Source organism: Oleiphilus sp. HI0043 (genome assembly GCF_001634935.1).
Genome location: NZ_LWEY01001423.1, coordinates 1 through 21531 on the forward strand (window position 1 = coordinate 1; position 21531 = coordinate 21531).

11 protein-coding genes are annotated in these 21531 nt (G+C 43.1%); 2 read left to right on the top strand and 9 right to left on the bottom strand.

The features are described 5' to 3' along the window. From A3729_RS19975 to xrt, 9 genes are all read right to left on the bottom strand, one after another. The coding region (locus A3729_RS19975) for a condensation domain-containing protein (protein ID WP_197475942.1) at positions 1 to 1579 on the bottom strand (1579 nt) is incomplete at its 3' end. Continuing rightward, positions 1579 to 8319: a type I polyketide synthase gene (locus A3729_RS19980; protein WP_068554300.1), complete on the bottom strand. Its 6741-nt coding sequence runs from the start codon at positions 8317 to 8319 to the stop codon at positions 1579 to 1581. The genes A3729_RS19980 and A3729_RS19975, both read right to left, overlap by 1 nt. Before the next feature lie 139 nt (positions 8320 to 8458). Beyond that, positions 8459 to 10537: a molybdopterin cofactor-binding domain-containing protein gene (locus A3729_RS19985; RefSeq protein WP_068515303.1), complete on the bottom strand. Its 2079-nt coding sequence runs from the start codon at positions 10535 to 10537 to the stop codon at positions 8459 to 8461. Between the two features lie 21 nt (positions 10538 to 10558). Beyond that, positions 10559 to 11692: a GNAT family N-acetyltransferase gene (locus tag A3729_RS19990; RefSeq protein ID WP_068634201.1), complete on the bottom strand. Its 1134-nt coding sequence runs from the start codon at positions 11690 to 11692 to the stop codon at positions 10559 to 10561. Next, positions 11692 to 12684 (bottom strand): NAD(+) synthase, encoded by a 993-nt coding sequence (gene nadE, locus A3729_RS19995; protein ID WP_068515293.1) that lies wholly within the window; start codon positions 12682 to 12684, stop codon positions 11692 to 11694. The genes A3729_RS19990 and nadE overlap by 1 nt, the downstream gene beginning before the upstream one ends. A gap of 27 nt (positions 12685 to 12711) precedes the next feature. After that, on the bottom strand, positions 12712 to 14223 hold the full coding sequence (locus A3729_RS20000) for a class I adenylate-forming enzyme family protein (protein WP_082865367.1): 1512 nt from the start codon (positions 14221 to 14223) through the stop codon (positions 12712 to 12714). Between the two features lies 1 nt (position 14224). Next, a complete protein-coding gene (locus tag A3729_RS20005; protein ID WP_068515291.1) occupies positions 14225 to 14470 on the bottom strand; it encodes an acyl carrier protein in 246 nt (81 codons plus the stop codon). Positions 14471 to 14529: 59 nt separating this feature from the next. Then, positions 14530 to 16503 (bottom strand): asparagine synthase (glutamine-hydrolyzing), encoded by a 1974-nt coding sequence (gene asnB, locus A3729_RS20010; RefSeq protein WP_068515289.1) that lies wholly within the window; start codon positions 16501 to 16503, stop codon positions 14530 to 14532. A gap of 3 nt (positions 16504 to 16506) precedes the next feature. Next, positions 16507 to 18006, bottom strand: coding sequence for an exosortase (xrt, locus tag A3729_RS20015; RefSeq protein WP_068515288.1), 1500 nt, complete (start codon positions 18004 to 18006; stop codon positions 16507 to 16509). 222 nt (positions 18007 to 18228) lie between these two features. Here xrt and cysC point away from each other — a divergent pair, with 222 nt between their 5' ends. Both cysC and A3729_RS20025 read left to right on the top strand, forming a co-directional pair. Next, complete coding sequence (gene cysC, locus A3729_RS20020) at positions 18229 to 18825, top strand: adenylyl-sulfate kinase (protein WP_068515286.1); 597 nt, start codon at positions 18229 to 18231, stop codon at positions 18823 to 18825. 79 nt (positions 18826 to 18904) lie between these two features. Continuing rightward, complete coding sequence (locus A3729_RS20025; protein ID WP_068515276.1) at positions 18905 to 21526, top strand: tetratricopeptide repeat protein; 2622 nt, start codon at positions 18905 to 18907, stop codon at positions 21524 to 21526. Positions 21527 to 21531: the final 5 nt, after the last annotated feature.

The window sequence follows — 21531 nt, forward strand, 5'->3', positions numbered from 1 at the left end:
CAACCGATACGTGCTCCTCTAATAGGAGCTGAGCCCACTGTGAGCTAAGTTCATCAAGCTGACGATAGCTTAAGACTTCCTGCTCAAATATGACGGCATCTTTTTCGGCAAATTGTTGAGCTTGATGATGAAGGTAGTGACCGACAGTGCGAGGGGCGTTGGCTTGTTCTTCATGCCAGAAATGGTGCGTACCTAGGCTACGAGTAAGTAAATATTCATAATCGTTAATAGGGCTGAGTTCCAGCTCGCTGAGTGACTGGTTTAGATTAAAACTACACTGGGTTAGGAGCCAGATATATTCATCGATTCGGGCTTTGATTGACTCTTCCAGGAATAGGTCAGTATTGTACTGGCACTCGATTGTGAAGTGGTCACCGTAGTCGGCGACATTCATAAACTGTTCAAAGTTTTCATAAAACCTTGGGTTTGAGTGGAAACTACATTTTAGCTCGTGAAAATCTAGATGTTCGTCTTCCAAGCCTGTATCAAAGTTGTAAAGCAGGGGTAAAAGTGGAATTCTTGAAGGATCCCTTGCAATGGGTAGCTCTCGAATCAACTCCCCAAAGGTAAAGTTCTGATGTTCAAAAGCGTCTAGAATCTCTTCACTAATTTCGTGTATTGCTTGAGCAACTGATATAGAAGGATTTAGCTCACTGACGATAGGAACTGTCGAAACACAATGACCAATCAAAGAATTCGGAGCGATACCGGGTTGTGCTGCGGTTGGCATTCCTACTGCTAAAAAGGACTCTCCTGTCCAGCGCTGCAAGGCAATAAAATAGATCGCCATTGTATAAGCGCTTAGGCTGCATCCTATGCTGGCTGCACTTTTCTTAATTTCAGTGATTAGATCTAGGTCGACATCAACATCTATTCGGCGCGCATTGAAGGTTCTATTCTTGGGGCGGTCTTTATCTAATATAAGCTCGTAATCGGGAATTCTTTTTGAAAATTTATCTAGCCAATATTGTTTGTCCTCGTTCTCTGAAGATTGACCTGCAAAATCAACAAAAGAGTATGCTTCTTCTAAATCAGCCGAATTTCCCTTTACGGTGCTATTGTAAAAGGCTGACAAATCTGCGATCACGATGCCAAGAGACCAGCCATCACAAATAATATGATGAGCAGTGAATATCAGGTAGTGACAGGTATCCGACTCTTTCAGTAAGCGAACTCTGAATAAAGGGCCATTGACTAGGTCCAGAGGCTCGCGGGCTTCGCTTTCAATAAGTTCTTCAAGAGCTTGTTTTTCAATATTTTCTAAGCCGCATTGAATTTCCTGATAGTCGAATACTCTAAAGCTTGTGCCATCTTCAGAAAAACTGGCTCTGAGAGCATCATGCCTTGCAACGGTTAGCTCAAGTGCATTGATGAGAGCAGGCACTCTGAGCTCTCCTTTAAACTTTAAGGTAAAGGATTCGTTAAAAGCACTTGAAGCCTTTGGATCCATCAGGACAGACGACCATATTTCAAGTTGTGCTGCCGTGGACGGAACCGATTTTATCAGGGTCGGTTTTTGATCAGCAAAGGGGTCGAAATCTACCGAAACAGATTGTATGGTCTTGATTTGGCTGGTCATTAGTTTTGCTCTAGCATTCTGTATTTTCCAGGTTGTTCAGGGTCCTTTATGAACCATGCTGGCTTTCCTTGGGAATCTTTTCCTAATCTAGCTCCTGGAACTGGCGGAGTGTTTTGCAATGGCGCCGTTTCTTCAGTGTTTTGGGTGTTCGTGTTTTTGCTAGGATCGAGCTCGGGAAAGAATCCTAACGACAGCATTTCGTCGACGGCTTCCTCAAAAGCTTTAATGATTGCAGCGATATCTTCATCACTATGAGCTGTGGTAAGGAAACATGGGCGTGCATCCCATATATGGATTCCTTTTTCTCTCAACAGCGTAAATATTAGTTCCTCGTAAGCGATATCTTGGGGAATTTTAAAACGGAATAGGGACTGGCAGTTCACGACTTTGATCGGAGCATGTCGTTGGCTTGCGTACAGGTTCATTTGCTCGACCATTGCAGCGGTCTTGTTGCCCAAATCCTGCTGTATGCTAGGCTCGGCTATTAGTTTATCTAATACTGCATTTGCTGCAGCCATCGCGAGTGGGTGGCGTACAAAGGTTCCCGCAAAGTAGGTTACGCCAACTTCGGGCGATGAGTCATCACCATATCGCCATTGGCCACCATCTAAGGCGTCCATATACTTGGACTTGCCTCCAATAACACCAATTGGCATACCTCCACCGATAATCTTACCGTAGGTTGCGATATCTGCTGGAATATCGAAATGGCCTTGAGCTCCTCGTGGTCCGAGGCGGAAACCTGTAATGACTTCATCGAATATAAGGGCCATCTCATTTTGATCGCATAAGCTCCTTAACTCTTGAACGAACTCTTTAGGCTGAAGTTCTGGGTTTCGGCTTTGTACAGGTTCGATCAGAACAGCAGCGATGTCATCGGCGTTTTCTTCGATATACTTTAAAGACTGTGGGTCACCGTAGTCTAGAATCATTGTGTTGGCGACGGCCTCTCCAGGAATACCGGCGGCTGCTGGTAACGGTAGGCCATTCGAACCTCGATGGACGATAACCTCATCATTGATTCCATGATAGTCGTTTTCAAACATGACGATATGTTCTTTGCCTGTCACTGTGCGCGCTAATCGTATGGCGCCAAGTACAGCTTCAGAACCAGTATTACAGAAAGCAACACGCTCTAGTTGAGTTAACTGGCAAAATTTCTTGGATACCTTTTCAGTTAAGGGGTTCTGGGGGCCGATTTCGTAACCGGTTTCTAGCTGTTTGGCAACGGCCGAGCGAATAAATTCAGCACCATTGCCAAAGAAATTTGAGCCAAAGCCACAGGTGACGTCAATCAAACAATTTCCGTCGATATCCCAAAGGTGTGCGCCGGCAGACTTCTCGACAACAATAGGGTAAATAACCTCTTTCAGTTTATCTCGAAACCCGGAGACTACTCGAGGGTCCGCGAGCTGGGAGCGGTTTGCTTGAGCGAAGTCTTTAGACTTTGAAAACTTGGCATTATAGCGCTGACTAAGCTTTTCCAAATTCTGCTGTTGATCGGCACTGAGCTCATTTGAGCGCTTAACGTTAATACGGGTGCCCGCACCAAAGGGTTTTTTGTCTTGAGTATCGCTTAGCTCCGCGGTGCCGGAGGTTTGTGTAGTGGCAGGTACTGAAGCTTGAACTGGCGCTCCTGCTTGACCCTGGCTTAATTGGTTTAATAAAGCAATTTGACTGTTTACCAATTGAAGTTGCTGCGAAAGCAAACTGTTTAAAGGCGAGCCGTTTGCATTGGTGGTAGTCGCGTGACTTACTGGTAAAGGAGCGGAAACAGAAGGCGTGTCAATGTGAACAGGTGCTTGGTTCGGTGTTGCCACAGGCGCGCTAGTTAAGGCTCCGTCGCCCTCTAACTTTGTCGCTAGCTTATTGAATGAACTATATTCATTCATAAGTTGACGGAAGGTTACTTTGGATTTGAAGGTCTTTTTCAGTTTTAAGGCTAACTGCGTTAAGAATAGAGAATCGAGGCCTAATTCGAAAAAGGTTGCATCAGGATTGGCGTCGTTTAAGTCGATGCCCGAAGTATCTGAAAAAAGTGTTTTGAGTTGGCTGATCGCGTTTGTCGTCATGGTGTCGGCTTCTATATCATTAAATAAGTTGGTTCCAGATACTACTTGAGTCTCCTGAATTGAGACTGGGCTAGCGCCTAATGATGCAATATCGAGAAAGTTGTTATTCATGGCTGCAAACTGTTGTTGCAGCCCTTGGCTAAGTTGAGTCAGGTCGCCCAAGAAATTGGACTGATTACTGTCAAAGCTCTTACTAAGCTCTTGTTCTAGGTTGAAGGCGGAGTGACTGGCCTGTGGTGCTATATAGAAATCTTTATGTTCAAAGGCATAAGGAGGTAAAAACCCCATCGCTGGTTTTATCGGCCTGGCTAGTTTACGCCAGTCGACAGATAATCCCGTTTTCCATATATTGCCTAGGCAGGCGATAAATTGGCTATCTTCAGCTTCTTCTGTTGGCTTTGGTAGGGCCGTTATTATATTAAGGTCATCCTTATCTTCCAAGCATTGGCTAAGTAAGTGAGACGCAACACGTCTTGGGCCGCAATCTATAACAATAAGGTTTGACCACTTGCTTAGCTTTTCAGTGCCACCTTTGAACTGTACCGGAGCTACTATCTGGCTAGCCCAGTAGCGAGTGTCGCTTGCTTGTTCATCTGTAATCCAGTCGCCGCTGACACAGGAAATAAATGGGATACTGGGCTTTTTGCAATGAATGCCCTTGAGCTCTGTGATGAAAGCCTGCTCGGCAGGGATCATCATTGGCGAGTGGAAAGCGTGCGAGGTTCTTAGCTTTGTGCAATGAATACTGGCCTTCTCCAGTGCTTCTTTTGCTTGTTCAATATGAACATCTTCACCAGAGAGAGTGAGTGATTCAGGAGTATTTTGAGCTGAAAGAACAACACTATCCGGAATTAAGTGCTTGATTGCGTCAAAGCTGCTTTCTACGGCTAACATGCTACCACTCGCCTGTCTTTGCATGACTCTGCCGCGCGTTAAAACTACTCTAATTGCCGTGTGTAAATCGAATACCCCAGACAAGGTTGCCGCAGCTAGTTCACCAATGCTGTGTCCCATCATTCCGTCGGGTTTGATACCAAGCTCCATTAAACTTGATGCAATAGCATAACCCACCGAAAACAATGCTATTTGCGTGTTCTCAGTAAGGTGAAGGCTTGGATCATCCGAGAATAGGATATGTATGAGATCGACGTTAAATTCGTCTTTGCATATCTCGATGCAGTTATCCAAATGTGCTCTAAAGAGCGGAAGTTCATTGTAGAGCTTCTTACCCATACGATTAACTTGAGTTCCTTGTCCAGGAAACATAAATATAATCTTTGGGTCCTTTGTAGGCGCGTCTGAAGCATTCTTAGTGAACTGTGATAGTTCACTAAGAATGCTGTCTCTAGTTGTTCCTAATATAGCTTGTCGATACTTCAATGCTTGTCGGTGAAAGCAGTAGGTGTTTTTAAGGTGATCGATATCTGTGTCAGTATTTTTTAGTAGAAATGTTTCAAGTTGCCTAGCTTGATCAGCGAGTGATTTGGGTGAATTTGCACTAAGACACAGTGGTAGTTTTGTTGGTGTCTGTGCAGAAGCAGTTGCCGGCTCAGCGTCATACCCAGAGATAATCACATGAGCATTGGTGCCTCCTATGCCAAATGAGCTGATACCTGCATATCGCTGGCCAATTTCCTGTTTCCAAGTAGCGGTGGTTGTAGCGACAGAAAACGGTGAAGACTCTAGCCTTAAGTCAGGGTTTGGTGATGTGAAATTAATACTGGCCGGAATCTGTCCTTTCGATACAGATAGTGCAGACTTTATTAAGCCCGTGACACCGGCTGCTGCAGTTAAATGCCCCAGGTTGCTTTTGACGGATCCTAGTAGGCACTGAGCTTCAGGTATTTTAGAGTTTTGTTCAAAGACTGCTTTCAGGGCCGATACTTCGATAGGGTCACCAATGGGGGTAGCGGTTCCGTGAGCTTCTATGTACCCTATCTTATCTGCAGTGAGTCCAGCATCTTGTTGTGCTGCCAGAATAACGTTTTTCTGACCCTCTTCGCTTGGGGCTGAAAAGCTGCCTTTTTGAGCGCCATCATTGTTGACTGCTACACCTTTGATAACGGCTGTTACTCTATCTTCGTCTTCGATAGCGTAATCGAGTCGTTTTAGAACGACCAAACCGCCACCATCACTAAACACAGTGCCGTTTGCCTCGCGATCGAAGGGGCGCGTATGACCGTCATGAGACTTGATACTTCCTTCTTCGGGGATATGAGGTTGTTCTTGCGGGAAGGAGAGAGAAGCGGCTCCAGCAATGGCGACCTCGCATTCGCCAGAGCGGAGAGCTTCAACAGCCTGGCACACCGCTACCAGAGATGTCGAGCAGGCAGTCTGAATGTTGACTGCAGGGCCGTTTAAGTTAAGTTTGTGCGCAATTCGTGTTGCGGTGTAATCTTTTTCATTTGCGACCATAGCTTGTAAAGCGCCATAGTCAGCGAGCTTTTCAGGGTTTTTTAAAACATTTTCTAAATAGTATGAATTATTACCGGTACCACAGAAGACGCCAATACGTCCCGGAAATTCGTCAGCAACAATTCCAGAGTCTTCTATGGCGTGCCAAGCTAGCTCGAGCATAATGCGTTGCTGTGGATCTATAAACTCGGCTTCAATTGGTGAAATTCCAAAAAAACTCGCATCGAGAGCAAGAGGCTCTGCAATGATACCTCGAGTGTTAACTTCACCATCTGCTGACGTGGGTGCAAATACATGCAGGCTTTCTTTTTCTGCTAGCAAGTTCTCCCAAAATTGTGGAAGGTTATTTGCGCCAGGTGCATTAATGGCCATGCCTATAATAGCGATGTCACGAGAGCCATCTTTGCGGGAGTTAGTATTTCGTGTCTGATAGTTGTTAGTTCTCACTTGCTTACTAAGATGATTGATAAACGAGTCTATCGAAGCGTATTGAAAAAGCTTATAGGCGGGTATATCTAGCTGAAAGCTTTCATATAGCTGAACTGATAACTGGTTCGCCATGAGTGATGTCATGCCTACATCAACCAGACTTTTTGATGTGTCGATATTGTCGTTACCAAGCAAGGAATAGATCATTGAGCTTAGTGACACTTTATCTGGCACAGCTATTAGCTGCTCTTTCTGCATGCTTGAAACCTGCTCAGCTAACTTACCTTGATTGGCGTGATACTGGGCGAGCATACTCTTGCGGTCGATTTTCCCTGAAGGCGTTGTCATCAGTGCATCGCTGAACAGAAAATGAGACGGCTGCATATAGGCAGGTAGCTCTTGCGTGAGGTATGCTTTGAGTATTGAAGCATCCTCAGAGTTGCTTACAATAAAAGCAATAATCGATTTTTGCGCTTCGCTCTCTGAAACTGTTACAGCTGCATTGGAGACACTCTCATGCTTCATTAAACAGGCTTCAATTTCCGATAACTCAATACGATAGCCACTAATTTTTACTTGGTTATCAGTTCTACCTGAATAAACTAACTGGCCCTTATTATCTGCTGAGACCAAATCCCCTGTACGATAGCAAAGTTGTTCTTTGCCATTGATCGTCATAGTGACAAAGCGTTTGTTTGTCTCTATCGAATTATTTATGTAACCAGTAGCTAAAACTGGGCCGCTAATATAGAGCTCTCCTACTTCTCCAGCTCTGACATTTTGGCCATTATCATTCAATATATTAAGTTTCGCGTGAGGTAATGCGCTACCAATTGGGGGTATTTCCGGCCAATCGCTGGCAGGGGCTCTCATGATAAGTTCGCTTACCACATGAGACTCTGAAGGGCCGTATTGATTTGACAAGCTTGTCTTAGGGAGCTGTTCGAAGATAGACCTAATATCCTCAGTGATAATTAGCTGCTCGCCCGCGGTGATAACTTCTTTCAAGGACTTCGGCACGATGTTTAGTCGAACAAACCATTGCATCAGGTTTTTCAAGGCGACATAAGGCATGAAAATTCGTTCGATTTGATGTTCGAGTATATATTCAGCAAGAGACTTAAAGTCTTGTTTGATCAGTGGGTCAAGAGTGTATAGCGTTGCGCCAAGTGATAAGCTAGAAAAGATTTCCTGGAAAGATACATCAAAACTGAGCGAGGAAAATTGCAAGGTCTTAGGGGCGTAGTTTTCGTTGTAATGAGCATTCTGCCAGTCGATCAGCTTATTTAGAGGGCCATGGGGCATCGCGACGCCTTTGGGGCGCCCTGTTGAACCCGAGGTATAGATTAAATAGGCAGCAGTCGATTCTTCTAGTTGAGCGCTATCGATGCCAAAGTTCTTAAATGCTTGGGACTTATTTGCTAGGACCTGTTCTAAGGTTTCTTCTGTAGGGAATGTTTGACTAAAGTTAATTGATTTGGTCGACTTCGGCGCAAATTCACATACCCTATCACATAGCACAAAGCTCGCATTCGCGTTTTCCAGCATGTATGCCAATCGATCGTTGGGGTAGATCGGGTCAAGAGGAATGTAGGCACAGCCATAGTCCAGCAACGCGATCATACTTGCTATCGCCAAGGGTTTCGATTCGAAATATAGACCAACGTAGCTACCTTGTTCTAGCTCCAACTGTTTGAGCCTGGAATTGATTCCTGCAACAAGCTGCCCGAGTTCAGCATAGCTTATCGAGACTTGATTATCTTGAATCGCTATTGACGTGGGGATAGAGTCAAAGTTTTGTTTGACCGTGTCGATGAAATTCAAGCTGACCTCTTTGCCTTGGGTGTTAGAGTTTATATAATTATTGCAGTGTCACTTACTTCTGAGTGGGAAGCTAGAGATTGAAGCAGTCTATTTCAAGGTAATTTCCTTTAATATCGATCTATTGATACTTCTTTAGTCACTAAAGTTTAAACGGCGTTCTTCTATGCCTTACCCCTGTAGCGGAATAAACTGAGTTAGCGATGGCTGGTGCGATGATTGGCACGGCTATTTCACCAATTCCACCAGGATCAACATTGCTAGGAATTACCTCAATGTATATTTTTGGTGTTTCATTTATTTTAATCAGGGGGTAATCATCAAAGTTATGTTGCTCAATGCGGTTGTTCTGTATTGTGATTGAATGACCTAACGAAGCATTTAATCCATAGAGAATTCCGCCTTCTATTTGAGCTGTCACTGAGTCTGGGTCGATAACGGTGCCGCAATCAACGACACAGTGGATTTCCGTAATTGTAATGCCTTCTTTGTTCTTGTTTAGCAGAACTGTTAATGCAATATAGCTTCCGAACCCTCTATTAAAGGCGATGCCAATATATTCTCCTTTGCTAAGATGCCAGTTCCATTTACTTACCTCTTTTAACTTTTCTAAAAGCCTCTTTGAACGGTCATCGTGTCGAAGTAAATTTTGTCTAAAGAGAAAAGGGTCTGTGTTTTCGTAGTGAGCTATTTCATCTATAAAGCTTTCAGTTGCAAAAACATGATTTGAATAGGCAACGGAGCGCCAAGAACCAATAGGGATACCGTGATCTAGCGTTTGAAAATAGAGTGACCGATTGGGAATATCGTATGGGAAGTCAATGGCACCACCACTTATTTTCCCCTCTGACGCCCCAGAAGCTGTGTGTCTCCAGTGAGTAATCTTCCCTTTGTCTATTTGGGATTCTATACGGTGAGATGAATAAGGTCGGTAGAAATCATTTTGTATATCCTCTTCTCTTGACCAGAGTAATTTAACCGGAAAGTTGAACTCTTTTGCAATGATGACAGCTTCGGTAACAAAGTCCTGCTCCAGTCGACGACCAAATCCTCCTCCTAAAAGAGTGGTATGAACTCTAACATTATCAGATATTCCAAGTTTACGAAGAACTTTTGAACTCCATTTACCAAGTTGTGTGTGGTATGCCTCTCTCGCTGCACCAAGGGCCATCATTGGATGTTGAGTTGGTGCCCATACGTCACAGCCATCATCGTGAATATGGGCGGTACAATTGATCGGCTCCATACAAGCATGAGCTTGATACGCGCTGTGATAATCAGCACTGATACCTTCTCCTGAAGGGAAGGCGTTGCCGAATTGTTTTACGAGCTTGCCAGTGTGACTTAAGGCATCAATAAAGTCTCTTTCTATCTGAGCTTGGTTTAGGTCATTATCTGTTTCGGAGTGCCATGTAATATTTAAGGTTGATAAGACATTTTTCGCTAGCCAATAGGACGTAGCTACAACCGCAACGGCGTTATTTAGCTTTACTATTCCTTTAACACCGGAGCTTAATTGCCTTGTAGTGGAGACTGACGCTAGTGTTGATTTAAATGTGGGGGCGTGAGTAATTGCAGCATAGTGCAAGTTTTCCAGCTCAGTATCGATACCATATTGTGCCTGTCCCTTGACGATGTCGTGAACGTTTAGGCTAGGGTTTTTGTTCCCTATAAAGTTAAATTCACTAGGTTTTTTAAGAGCAGGATTTTTAGGGGGGTGGAATGTGCTGGCCAGCTTACTCAAGTCGCCATAACTAATGTGCTTTCCTGTTTGCTGGTTTATAACTTGGCCATTTTTGGTGCTTAAACTTTGTTGATCAACCTCCCAAGTTTGGGCTGCTGCTTGTAGTAGCATGCCCCTGACACCTGCAGCCCCAGTTCGAAGAGGGAGCCATAGTGACTTGATTGAGCTACTTCCACTGGTTCGAAGTTGGGCATGCTTCGTGTCCGCGTCAGCCAGCTTGATTTCTATAGTTGACCATTCTAAATCTAATTCTTCCGCTATGATTGCGGGTATTGCATTAATGATTCCTTGCCCCATTTCGATTTTGGGTAAGGTAATGACAACTCGATTGTCTGTGTGAATACTTAGCCAAGCTTTTGGTGAAAATGCTAGGCTTTCAGTATTCCATTCATTACAGCCATTGAGAGAAATGCCAAGTGAAAGGCCTACACCGGCGCTAGTGGTTAGTTTTAAGAATTCTCTACGATTAGTATCCATAAGCTGGTATTCATAAACTATCTAAGGTTTGAAGAACATGAAATCCATATCAGAGTCTGCAAATGTAATTCGCCAATTTTTTATATCCTGTGCTTGCATTAGATTGCAGGCTTCACCTTTACAGTGAAGCATAAATAGATCACCATGAGGACGTTTTATAAAAAGTGACTTCTTCAATTCGTGTTCCATGTCCAGGTTGATGCCTTGATACATGATTGCATCAACATTTTTTTCTAAGGCTAACTTTTCACTTAGCTTGATTAGATCAGGGTAGTCTGAATCTGGAGCTAAGTAGTCACAAATTGCTAGAACCTGTTTTCCTTGCCACTCACTAATCATTGTAACCAAGTAGCTTGATAGGTTTTCTCCTTCGTATAGGAAGTGAATGTCGTAAGGGTGCTGTGATGGTGTTTCAATGTAGCGCCACTCAAAATACTCAGCATTCTGTCTAATGTTGAGTATTTTGAGATTATGTTCCTTGTTGTATAGGTATTCTAAATCCTTCTTATAATTCTCAACTTGGGATATCGGTTTTATCGTTTTTCTAGTTCTTACTAAGTGCTTTAGTCGAGTAAAAAAACGAACGCCCCAGGCTATTGTTGGATAAATTATAGTACCTTTTACCCCATGGCCTTGTTGGGTGCTAGAAAATCCTTTTGCTGTAAGAGGTTTAATATAGAAAGCTATATTTCCAAGATTGTACCAGTTCAATCTTGTAAACATCGCTTGAGCAGCTTGAGATATCCCTAGGCCTATAACGAAATCATGTTGATCCATGAGCTTTTTGATCAAAGCAACGCCTAGGCCTCTCATTCTCCATTTTTCATCGACCGAGAGGTCAATGGCACAGCACCCTGAGTAAACCTTATCGGCATAATTAACCGTACACTTTAAACCATACTGGGTGCCGACAACATCATTCCCGTCCCAAGCGATATATCGGGGGTTTTTGATGTTATTTGAAAATAGCCAATCGTTGTACTCGGGGGAGTGTCGCAAAGGGCTATTTACAAAAGCTTGTTTAAGGAATGAGTCGACACCTTCCGTTTCATTGTCTGTAACGGTTTCACGAATTCGATCCTTAAAACGCACGGCAAGCCTGTCAAAAACTTTTTGTTGATTGTTTTTCGTTTGGCTTTTTTTAGCACTCATCATTACCAACCCAAATCAACCTTGTCTATTAACTGTGCATGGAGGTGTAAATATTGAGTTGTTTTACGTTTGCTTTCAATATCATTGTAAATAAAGTCTGCTTGTTCAGTGCTCGTGTTTAATGCTTCTGCTAACTCTGATGATGGCTTTTCGTTGTTATAGAACCACAGCGCTACATCCATTTTGTTATATGGAAGAGCGAAGTAAAATTCGTCCTGCCCCTGGCTTAGGCTGTAGGTGTCGGTAGTGGGGGTGGCACTACAGATTTCTTCAGGCAGCCCTAGGTGACGAGCTAATTCATATACTTGTGTTTTATATAGGTGAGCAATTGGTTTGATGTCTGCTAAACCGTCTCCACCTTTGACAAAGAAGCCTTGATCATATTCAACTCGATTAGGTGTACCCACTACAGCATAGTTCAGCCGATCTGCATGGAAATAGTCCATATTTTTACGGATACGTTGCTTAAAGTTTGTTGCTGCTACAATTGTCAGGTACTCATTTAAACCCAAACGCTTTTGCTGCTGCTTGCCGGACGGGTCTTCAACGACAAGTTTGAAGTGGTTAATTTGTCCTTTAGCCCCTCCATCGATCACTATTTTATTTTTCCAACCTTCGCAATACTCTGGGAAGGTCTTTTTGATCGCTTGATCGCGCCATTCATAACAACCTATTGCTTCTAGTGCTGGGGCAATATCTTGAACTGTATACTCGATGCCGAGGTGCTCGGCTAGAGCTCTACCTCTCTCTAAGCTAGTTGAAGAAGAATCTGTTTCTGGCATTAAGATTCCAAATACTTTTTTCGGGCCAAGTGCACTGACAGCTAAAGCTGCACTAACTGAGCTGTCTATTCCACCAGATATTGCGACGACCAAGCCGCGACGGTGTAGCGTTTTTCGTAAGGAGTCTCTAATAAATCCCCCAATGCGTTCTACCTCAGCTGCATGGTCTAACTGGGTGTATTGTTTAAGTAGGTTTTCAACTTGGCTATTCATTAGTGATCTCTTCTTTCCGTAAATGAGTTATTTGCGCGCATTGGCAAAGCTTGCTAGCTCGTGACGTTTTATTTTTCCGCTACTTGTGCGAGGAAATTCACTGACCCAGAAAATTTCCTTAACTTGTTTGTGAGGCGGTAGATTTTTCCGGCAATGATAGCGGATCGGTTTTGGGTCTTCACCAAAGCCCTGTTTGAGAATTACAAAAGCAGCGATGACTTCGCCTAGCAGCTCGTCTTTGATTCCAGTGACAGAAACCTCGCTAACAGCATCACACTCCAGGATAACTTCTTCAATTTCTTCTGGGTGAATACGGTTAGCGCCAGATTTAATCATTTGTTTCTGGCGGCCTTTGATGTAATAGAAACCATCAATATCTCTGTAGCCCAAATCGCCGGTGTGTAGCCAGTCACCTGTAATTGTTTGTTCCGTAGCCGTTGGGTTGCTCAAATATCCTTGCATGATATTGTCTCCCTTGGCAATAAGTTCACCTGTCTCGTTTGGCCCCAATAGTTTGCCGCTTTCATCGCTAATCGCTAACTCTACATCAGGTATTGGGATGCCGATTGAGCCGGCTTTTTCTAGTAGTCTGGCTGGCGGCAGGTAGGTGAGCCTTGCTGACGCTTCAGTTTGTCCATACATGACGTAAATATCGGTGTTAGGTAGTGCCTCTAGTAACTCTTTGGTAGTCGTAACACTCATACTTCCACCTGCCTGGGTAATATATCTAAGTTGCGGATGTATTTTGGCAAAGCTAGTCTTATGTAAAAGAATTTGAAATGTTGAGGGTACACCAGAAAAACCCGTAATGCTTGCTTTGTTTAAGTCTTCAGCAATGAGTTTAGGGTAGAGCATTGACTGCCCTAAGCAAATACTTGCCCCAGCATAAATATGAGTTTGTAATACTGAGTTGCCGTAGCTGTATGTGAATGGTAATACGCAATAGGTGCAGTCGGTCGCACTTAAGCTCAGGTATTGGACAATTGATTGAGTATTAGCAAGCAGGTTACTATGAGAAAGCATGACACCTTTAGGGTCTCCTGTGGTGCCAGAGGTAAACAAGATTAGCGCGTTGTGCTCAACAGCTGGGATTACCCACTGGTCTAAGTCGGGTTTCGCTGCTTCCGTGTCTAATAATAGCTCAAATTCATTTGCCTCTACCTTGAGGTGTTGAACTGAGTTTTCTAAGTTTATTGCCAAATTATTTTTGGTGATGGCTAACTTCGCTTGAGAGAAATCCAGAATATGTTGAACTTCTCGAACAGCACTTTGGCTGTGCAGTGGAATAACAGTAATGTCTAGAGACCAGCAAGCATAAAGGAGAGCGATATATTCAGCGGAATTTTCCAGGCATATAACAGCTTTGTCGTTGCTAGGAATATTCAATGATTTAATCTTCTTCCTATAGATGTTAACAAGGCAAGCTAGCTGGTAATAGCTAAGATTCCTTGCTTCGTTAACACTATATGTTACGGCAGTCCGGTCTGGAGTAGAATGAGCATGCTTCGCCAGCGCACTTAATATGCTTGCTATCGTCATACTATGCAGATTTCTTAGAAATATAAGCTAGTAGGTTGTTGATTGAGTCAAGGTTTTCAGGAACCATCTCTTCATCTTCAACGGTGATGTTAAAATCATCCTCAAGCAGTGCAATGACTTCGAGTATTCCCATGGAGTCTAGAATGCCTTTATCCAAAAAAGAGTCATCATTTTTGAGTTCGTCTTGATTGTCTGTGAACATGTAGTTCTCAAGGATAAATGTTCTTAGCGTTGCTTCATTGCTCATAGTGTTTCCTAAATCTTAAATAAAAAGATGTTGTTACATTATTGTAAGGATTATTTATTCTAACTGATTCTGTGTAACTCGGTATCATTAGAGTGATGGTTTTTGAAATTACTCTCAAATTGATCAATAAAATGATGGTGCCAGGCTTGGGTTGATAAGACGGATACAAGCGCTGTGTTGTCTTTTTGGCTAATTGCCTTACCTGATTTAATTTTTTTCAATAGTAGCGCCACTTTGTTTGGGTTGAAGTAATTGCTGTCTTTCAAAGAATTCTCGCTTAGTAAGCTTTCAACGTATTCGGGCGTACTGTCACTAAAAAAGGATGGTATGTTAGGTGCTCTATAAGGCTGTTTATAACGCTGGACAATAGTATTTGGCAAACGATTTTGCATCGCTTTTTTTAGAATGTACTTTTCGTTGAACGCTTTCATCTTGAGTTTTGGGTGCAATTGGCTGGCGAACTCAATCACATTGTGATCAAGAAAGGGGAAGCGACCTTCAACTGAGTTTTTCATTAACATTCTATCCCCTTGAGAGTTGAGCAAGTAACCTGCCATCAAGGTTTTACTCTCAAGGTATAAGGATTTATTGAACGGCTTCCATGAATCAAACCGATCTGGTAATGAGGCGATAAGTCTCTCCTCTGCATTAACATTTAATTCTGATGATAAGGCGTCACTATAGAAAATTTTTGCTTTTGAAGTTGATGCGATCCTTGGCAAATGTGAGAAAAGAGGATGGTTCGGTTGGTCTACACCTCCACCAAAAAAAGCTTTCAAGAAGGAGCCGGCTCGGTCACGAGACATATCTAAATAAGGATATAAGCGCTTGATTAATAAAGGGCGCCAGGATGAGTCAGGCTGGCGTGACCAGAACTCTCTAAGTTTGGCTTCTTTAAAAAGGTCATAACCACCGAATATTTCGTCCGCTCCTTCTCCTGTTAGTACTACCTTGTAGTTTTGCTGTCGAGCCAGGGCTGATAAGCGACCCATAGGGATGGGCGCTGTACGTACAATAGGGCTTTCAGTGTGCTTTATGCAGTCCAAGAAGTCATCCGCAATATTGCTGTACTTGCACTGTGTTGAAAAGTGACTGGTGTTTAAGTGTTCGACCATGGTTTTTTGGTGCTTGCTTTCATCCAGGTCAGCATCTTCGAAAGTGAGTGAAAAGGTGCTGAGGTCTCCGTGATCCAGGTGTTTGATGAGTGAAACCAGGATCGATGAATCTAAGCCGCCCGAAAGATAGGCTCCAACGGGGACGTCAGCCCTTAAACGAATGCGAACGGCTTCTTCTAGAAGTTCAGATACCTTCTGCGCTGCAATCTTTTCATCTACTATGTGTGGGGCGGTTCCAGATGAAAATGGATAATCCCAGTATTGGCGTCGCGTTAAGTTTCCTTTCTCAAAAACAACCTGCTCTCCTGGTTTAACCTCGTAGACATTCTCAAATGCTGTGTTAGGAGAGACAGGTGCCCAATAGCTAAGTATTTGGTCTAAAGAGTTTAGGTTTAGTTTTGGTGCTGAAGGAAGTGTACACAGTATGGCTTTAACTTCTGATGCAAAAGCGAGTGATTGTGCTTGCTGGCTATAAAATAGTGGAGATATACCTACCCGGTCACGAGTTAGAACGGCTCGTTGTTGTTTTTTATCCCAAAGTGCTATTGCGAACTGGCCGTTTAAGTGGTTAACAAAATCCAGGCCATATTCTTCGTAAAGGTGAACGATAACTTCGGTGTCGGTATGGGTATAAAATTGGTGGCCTTTAGCAATTAATACTTCTCGCAGTTCAGGGAAGTTGTATATCTCGCCGTTAAAACTAACCCATACTGATTTATCTTCATTATGAATAGGCTGCTCACCACCCTGAATATCGATGATGCTCAAACGCGTATGAACCAATAAGGCTTGGCTATCTAGATAGTAAGCTTGTCCGTCAGGGCCTCGATGGCGTAATTGTCCTGCCATTTGCTTGGCAAGTGCATAGCGATCTTTTTCAAACGGGGGGAGGCCAAACAAACCTGCTATTCCACACATAGGTTAACTCTCGATGTCGCTGCTTGAACTTATATCAGAATTTGATTGTATGTGTAACTGGATTATTGTATCCAGCATACCTTGAGTTGGCGTTAAGTTACTTTGACACTTCAGGTTGCATTCTTTCGAGAGAGCAACAAGTTGTGATTCATGGATATCAAGATAGGATTTTTTTAATTGTGCTATCTTGCTTGATCCTATTGAATTTGCAAATTGCGCTCCATGTTTATACCAGTAATATACTACTCGGTGCGTTCTTCCTGCTTTAGCAAGCGCGATACGAATTCTTACGTTTGGGTGTAGATCACTTGTCCATGCATAATCATTGATTAGCTGCCATCTGTTCTTATCAAATATTGTGTTCTGGCTATTGGCCATTTCTACATTACTATTGTTTAGGTAGGTGAGGATGTATAGGTCGAGCTGGTCTCCGAAGGCTCCGTATAAGCCTCGCGTTAAATTGGTTGGTTGTGGAAAGTGAGGTTTCCAGTTGGTCGCTCGAGTTGTATCGAGTGTTAGGCCATTTAGTGTTTTTGGTAGCTTAGGTTGGCTTACCTGGTATTCTCTATTTTCTGGTGGGCTAAGTGCTAGTTGGGAAATGATTAGTAAAACTGTGCAAGCTGTTAACGAGAGAATTTGTTGTTTCAATGGCTGCGATGTATCTTGTTTTACAGGTGACTCTTGTTCGCCTTCTGCATCGAAGTGGCGGTCGATGAAAAACCATGGAAGCATCACGGCACCGAACACAATCCACCCTAAAGTATCATGGTCTTCCATTAAAGGGTGGCTAACGCCCTCATAATAGGCGATGAGTAATAGAATGAAGACCCGAATCCAGTTTCCGATCATTGCAAGTGTTGCGGCAATCGCAAGGCTTATCAATGCATGACGAAAACGTCTTCTATTAAACGCTGAGGAAATCAATGCTAGTGACAAAGCCGTCATAAAATACTTTAACCCTGAACAGCCCCCAGCAACATGAACTACGCCGGTGGTGACGGTAAAGTAGTTTCCTTCAACAAGTACCGTTAGTGATAGTAGGGAGGCAAGGTAAGAAACAACTTTAACAGTCAGTGTTTGTAAGAAAGGGATTGCCAGGTACCAGAAAGGCATCGCCATTAAGACGACACTCCATGCAATGATAATATTACGAGTACTTGCAAAGCCTAGAACTATTGCGCTAAATAAGGGCAGCGATAAAGCAAGGCATAAAAAAAACAGTGTTTTTATATCCAGAGCTTGAGATAAAACAAACCCGGCGGTCAGAAGAATGACAGCAGGTAATAATAGATAGTTCGGTTGAACTTTGTTCGATCCAAGGTTCTTATATGAAAAATAGGCGCTTAAAGCGAGAAGGATATAGCCCATATCCAAATCGCCAGCAGTGGTCCAGTGAGTATGAAGTTGAACTAAACGGCTGGGGTAGAAAGTTCCTAGATAACATAGCAACAGGGCAAAAATTGCCGCTAACCACAGCACAGGCTGCCTAGCGATCCGTGTCATAACTTCATCCAAAGTGTAGCTGTACCGCAATGTACGTGAGTCGTTAACGGCTTAGTCGTTCGTTGCGGTAAACAGTTGTAAAACTGCTAAGGTTATTAAAATGCTTTGTAATGGTGTTAAGCTTAGCTGAAAAATAAGGTTAGTGAAAACTATATAAAAGTAACTAATAGTAACTTCGCGACCGATATTGCTCATATAAGACAACTTAAAACGACCTCAATTATGAAAAGCCCAAATATCCGCTGGCACGACCATCAAATCCAAAGAGAAGACCGTGCTAAGCAAAAACATCAAAAGCCCTGCATGATCTGGTTTACCGGCCTTAGTGGTGCAGGTAAGTCTAGTGTCGCGAATGCCTTAGATGCGATGCTCTACGAGAAAGGTAAGCATACCTACCTTTTAGACGGTGACAATGTTAGGCATGGATTGACGAAGGATCTGGGTTTTTCTGCTCAAGACCGAATTGAAAATATCAGACGAATTGGTGAGGTAGGAAAACTTTTTGTCGATGCGGGTTTGATTGTCCAGTCTGCGTTTATTTCTCCTTTTAATTCAGATCGACAAATGGTGAGAAAGCTCTTCCCTATAGGGGAGTTTATTGAGGTTTATATTTGTACTGATCTTAGTGTTTGTGAGCGGAGAGACCCGAAAGGTTTGTATAAAAAGGCGAGGGCTGGAGAGATTCGAAACTTTACGGGTATTGACTCTACATATGAAGCCCCCGAAGATCCTGAACTCGTGGTTGACGCGGGTGTTTTAAGTATAGAAGGTGCAGCAAAGGAAGTTTTTGATTACTTGGTTTTGCGTGGATATGTCTAGCAAACACTAGAATGGCTTGCTTTGAATATAGAGCTTAGCTACAGTGAAAATCTGGAATTTTAATCATAGGGTTTAAAGGATGAAGTTTAATAAAGTTGGGCGATTGTTCATATCTGCTGTATTAGTAAGTATGTTGATTGCCTGCGGAGAAACTGATCAGAAAGAGCTTAACGCGAATCATCTAGCGAGAGCTAAAGCTTATGCCGAGCAAGGTCAATATAAAGCCGCGACAATTGAATATAAAAATGCGGTGAAGAAGTCGGGTGGCGAAGCCTCTTCAATTGTTCAATATGCCGAGATGTTGATTAAATTAGGGCAATATGACGCGGCGCTTAGCTTATTGGAGCAGGTGAGTACCGACAAGGATGAAAGTTACTATGTCGCACTGGTTGAGTCTTATCAAGGTAAGCACAAGTACTTATCTGCTGAGCTTGTTCTGGATGAGCACTTAAGTGGCAATAGCGTTGAGCTTCAAATGCTTCGTGCGCATAACTTGTTAGGTTTGAACGAGCTTGAACAAGCAGTCAATGCCTATCAGAAAATTCTTAATGACGAGGCAGGGAATGACCTCGCTACCCTAGGAAAAGCAACTGCTTTAGTAAGATCTAACCAGGTAAAAGAATCGAAAGGCTTGCTTAATTCCATACCTAAGGGTGCCAAGGCTTTTAGTAAAGCAAGAATTCTATTGGCTGGTATTGCAATTGGTGAACAGAACCTGGAACAGGCCGAAGATATTCTGACCGATTTGCTTTCTACTATGGATAATACAGATATTATTGAGCCGGAAAAAGCCGTTGTATTAGAACGGCTATCTTATGTTTTGACTCGCCAAGGCCGTTCTAACGAAGCCTATATTTACACCAAACTGTTATCCGAAGCCTTCCCGGGTTCAAATGAAGTAAAAGAGAAATATCAGCTTGCGGTCGAGAAAATGCAAGCAGGCGAATTGGATGCGTCTAAAGCAACTTTGATCGAGATATTAAATGATTATCCCTCATACAAGCTAGCGACTCAGCTACTAGGTATTATTAGCTATTTGGAAGGAGATAATACCGCAGCCTCTAAATACCTTTCAGAAAGTGTTGATCCGGAAGTCGCAAATGAGATGACGCGTCACATTTATGCGGCGACGAATCTGAAAATGAATGAGCCAAAGAAAGTGCTAGAAATACTTGAGCCTACTATTGATCGCAGTAAGGCGCCCGAAACACTTGCATTGTATGGCTTAGCAGCAATATCTGATGGTCAGTACAAAAAGGGTGAGAATGCCCTTCTGAAAGCTTTGTCGTTTGATGAAAAGAATATTCGGGTTCGCCTTGCTTTGGCAGATTACTACCGTAGTGGCCCAGGAGCGAATAAAGGTAAAGAATGGCAACAGCTAGATCAATCATACAAGCTAGATAGTTCAGATCTTCAACTGTTAAGAAGCATTGTAAGTTTCCACTTGCGTCATGACGGAGCGAAGAAAGCTGAAGAATTTATCGCCAGTGCGTTGAAAGCTAAACCAAGAGATTATGCGACCAATTTAGTAGCCGGTTACTTCTCGCTGAATCAAAGGAATATATCCACAGCGTTAAAACGTTTTACTATGGCTGCAGAGGTAAACAAGGAAGGTGAAGGTTATCTAAATGCCTTGTTTGCGAAAGGAAAAGCTGAGATATCTTTAAGTAAAGGCGATTCAGCAAAGCAAACGTTTAATGAAATTATTCGGGTGTTCCCCGAAAGTGAGTTGGGTTATAAAGGTTTGCTATCTGTTTATCTTATCGAAGATCAAGGTGCCGAAGGACGTAGTAAATTAGAGTTCTTCGCAAATAGTAATGCTCAGCTAGCGCCATATTATGTACTGATTCAGGAGTCGATCTCACAGCAGAATGTATCGGATGCTAAAGCGTATCTTGAAAAAGCGAAAGCGGCTCACGGAGAAGATGGAAAAACCAAGCGTTTAGGTGATGGAATTAAGTATGTTGAAGCCTTAATTGCAATGCGTAAGAGCGATTTCGCTACGGCGCGTACCAAAGTCGCTGAGGTTCTAACGAGTGAACCGGATAATATGCGCTTATTGTCTTTTTTAGTTGATCTTGAGCTGAAGGCTGGACGTGTTAATGAGGCTGAGAAAGTACTTGGTCAAATAGAGGCTATTAATGATAGCCACCCTGTTGTGAACATATTGCGCGGTGATATTGCGCTATCCAAGAATGACTATTCAACAGCGCGTAAGCTATTGATGCAAAGCTGGGGAAATGCACCCGTAGATTCTACAGCTGAAAAACTATATCGAGTGCTAGGTGTTTTGGGTGATAAGCCTGCCCAAAACAAGTTCCTTCAAGATTGGTTGGTTAAGCTACCTAACAGTACCCCAGCGCTTATGTATCAGTCCTTAGCTTATCAGCAGCGGGGGCAACGTATAAAAGCGGTTGAAGGTTATGAAAAAGTTCTGAAAATTGCGCCCAATAACGTCATGGCTCTGAATAATCTAGGGTGGATCTATTTTGAGAAAAAAGATTCGAGGGCGTTAGAGCTGTTAGCTAAAGCTGTAGACTTAGCGCCGGAGAGTCCAGCCGTTCTTGATAGTTATGGTTGGGTACTCGTTGATAACGGGAAGGTTTCTGAAGGCTTACCTTATCTAGAGAAAGCACATAAGCTCGCTCCGGAAATGGAAGAAATTGAAGAGCATTTAAACGCTGCTCGAGCCAAGCAGTAACCCTT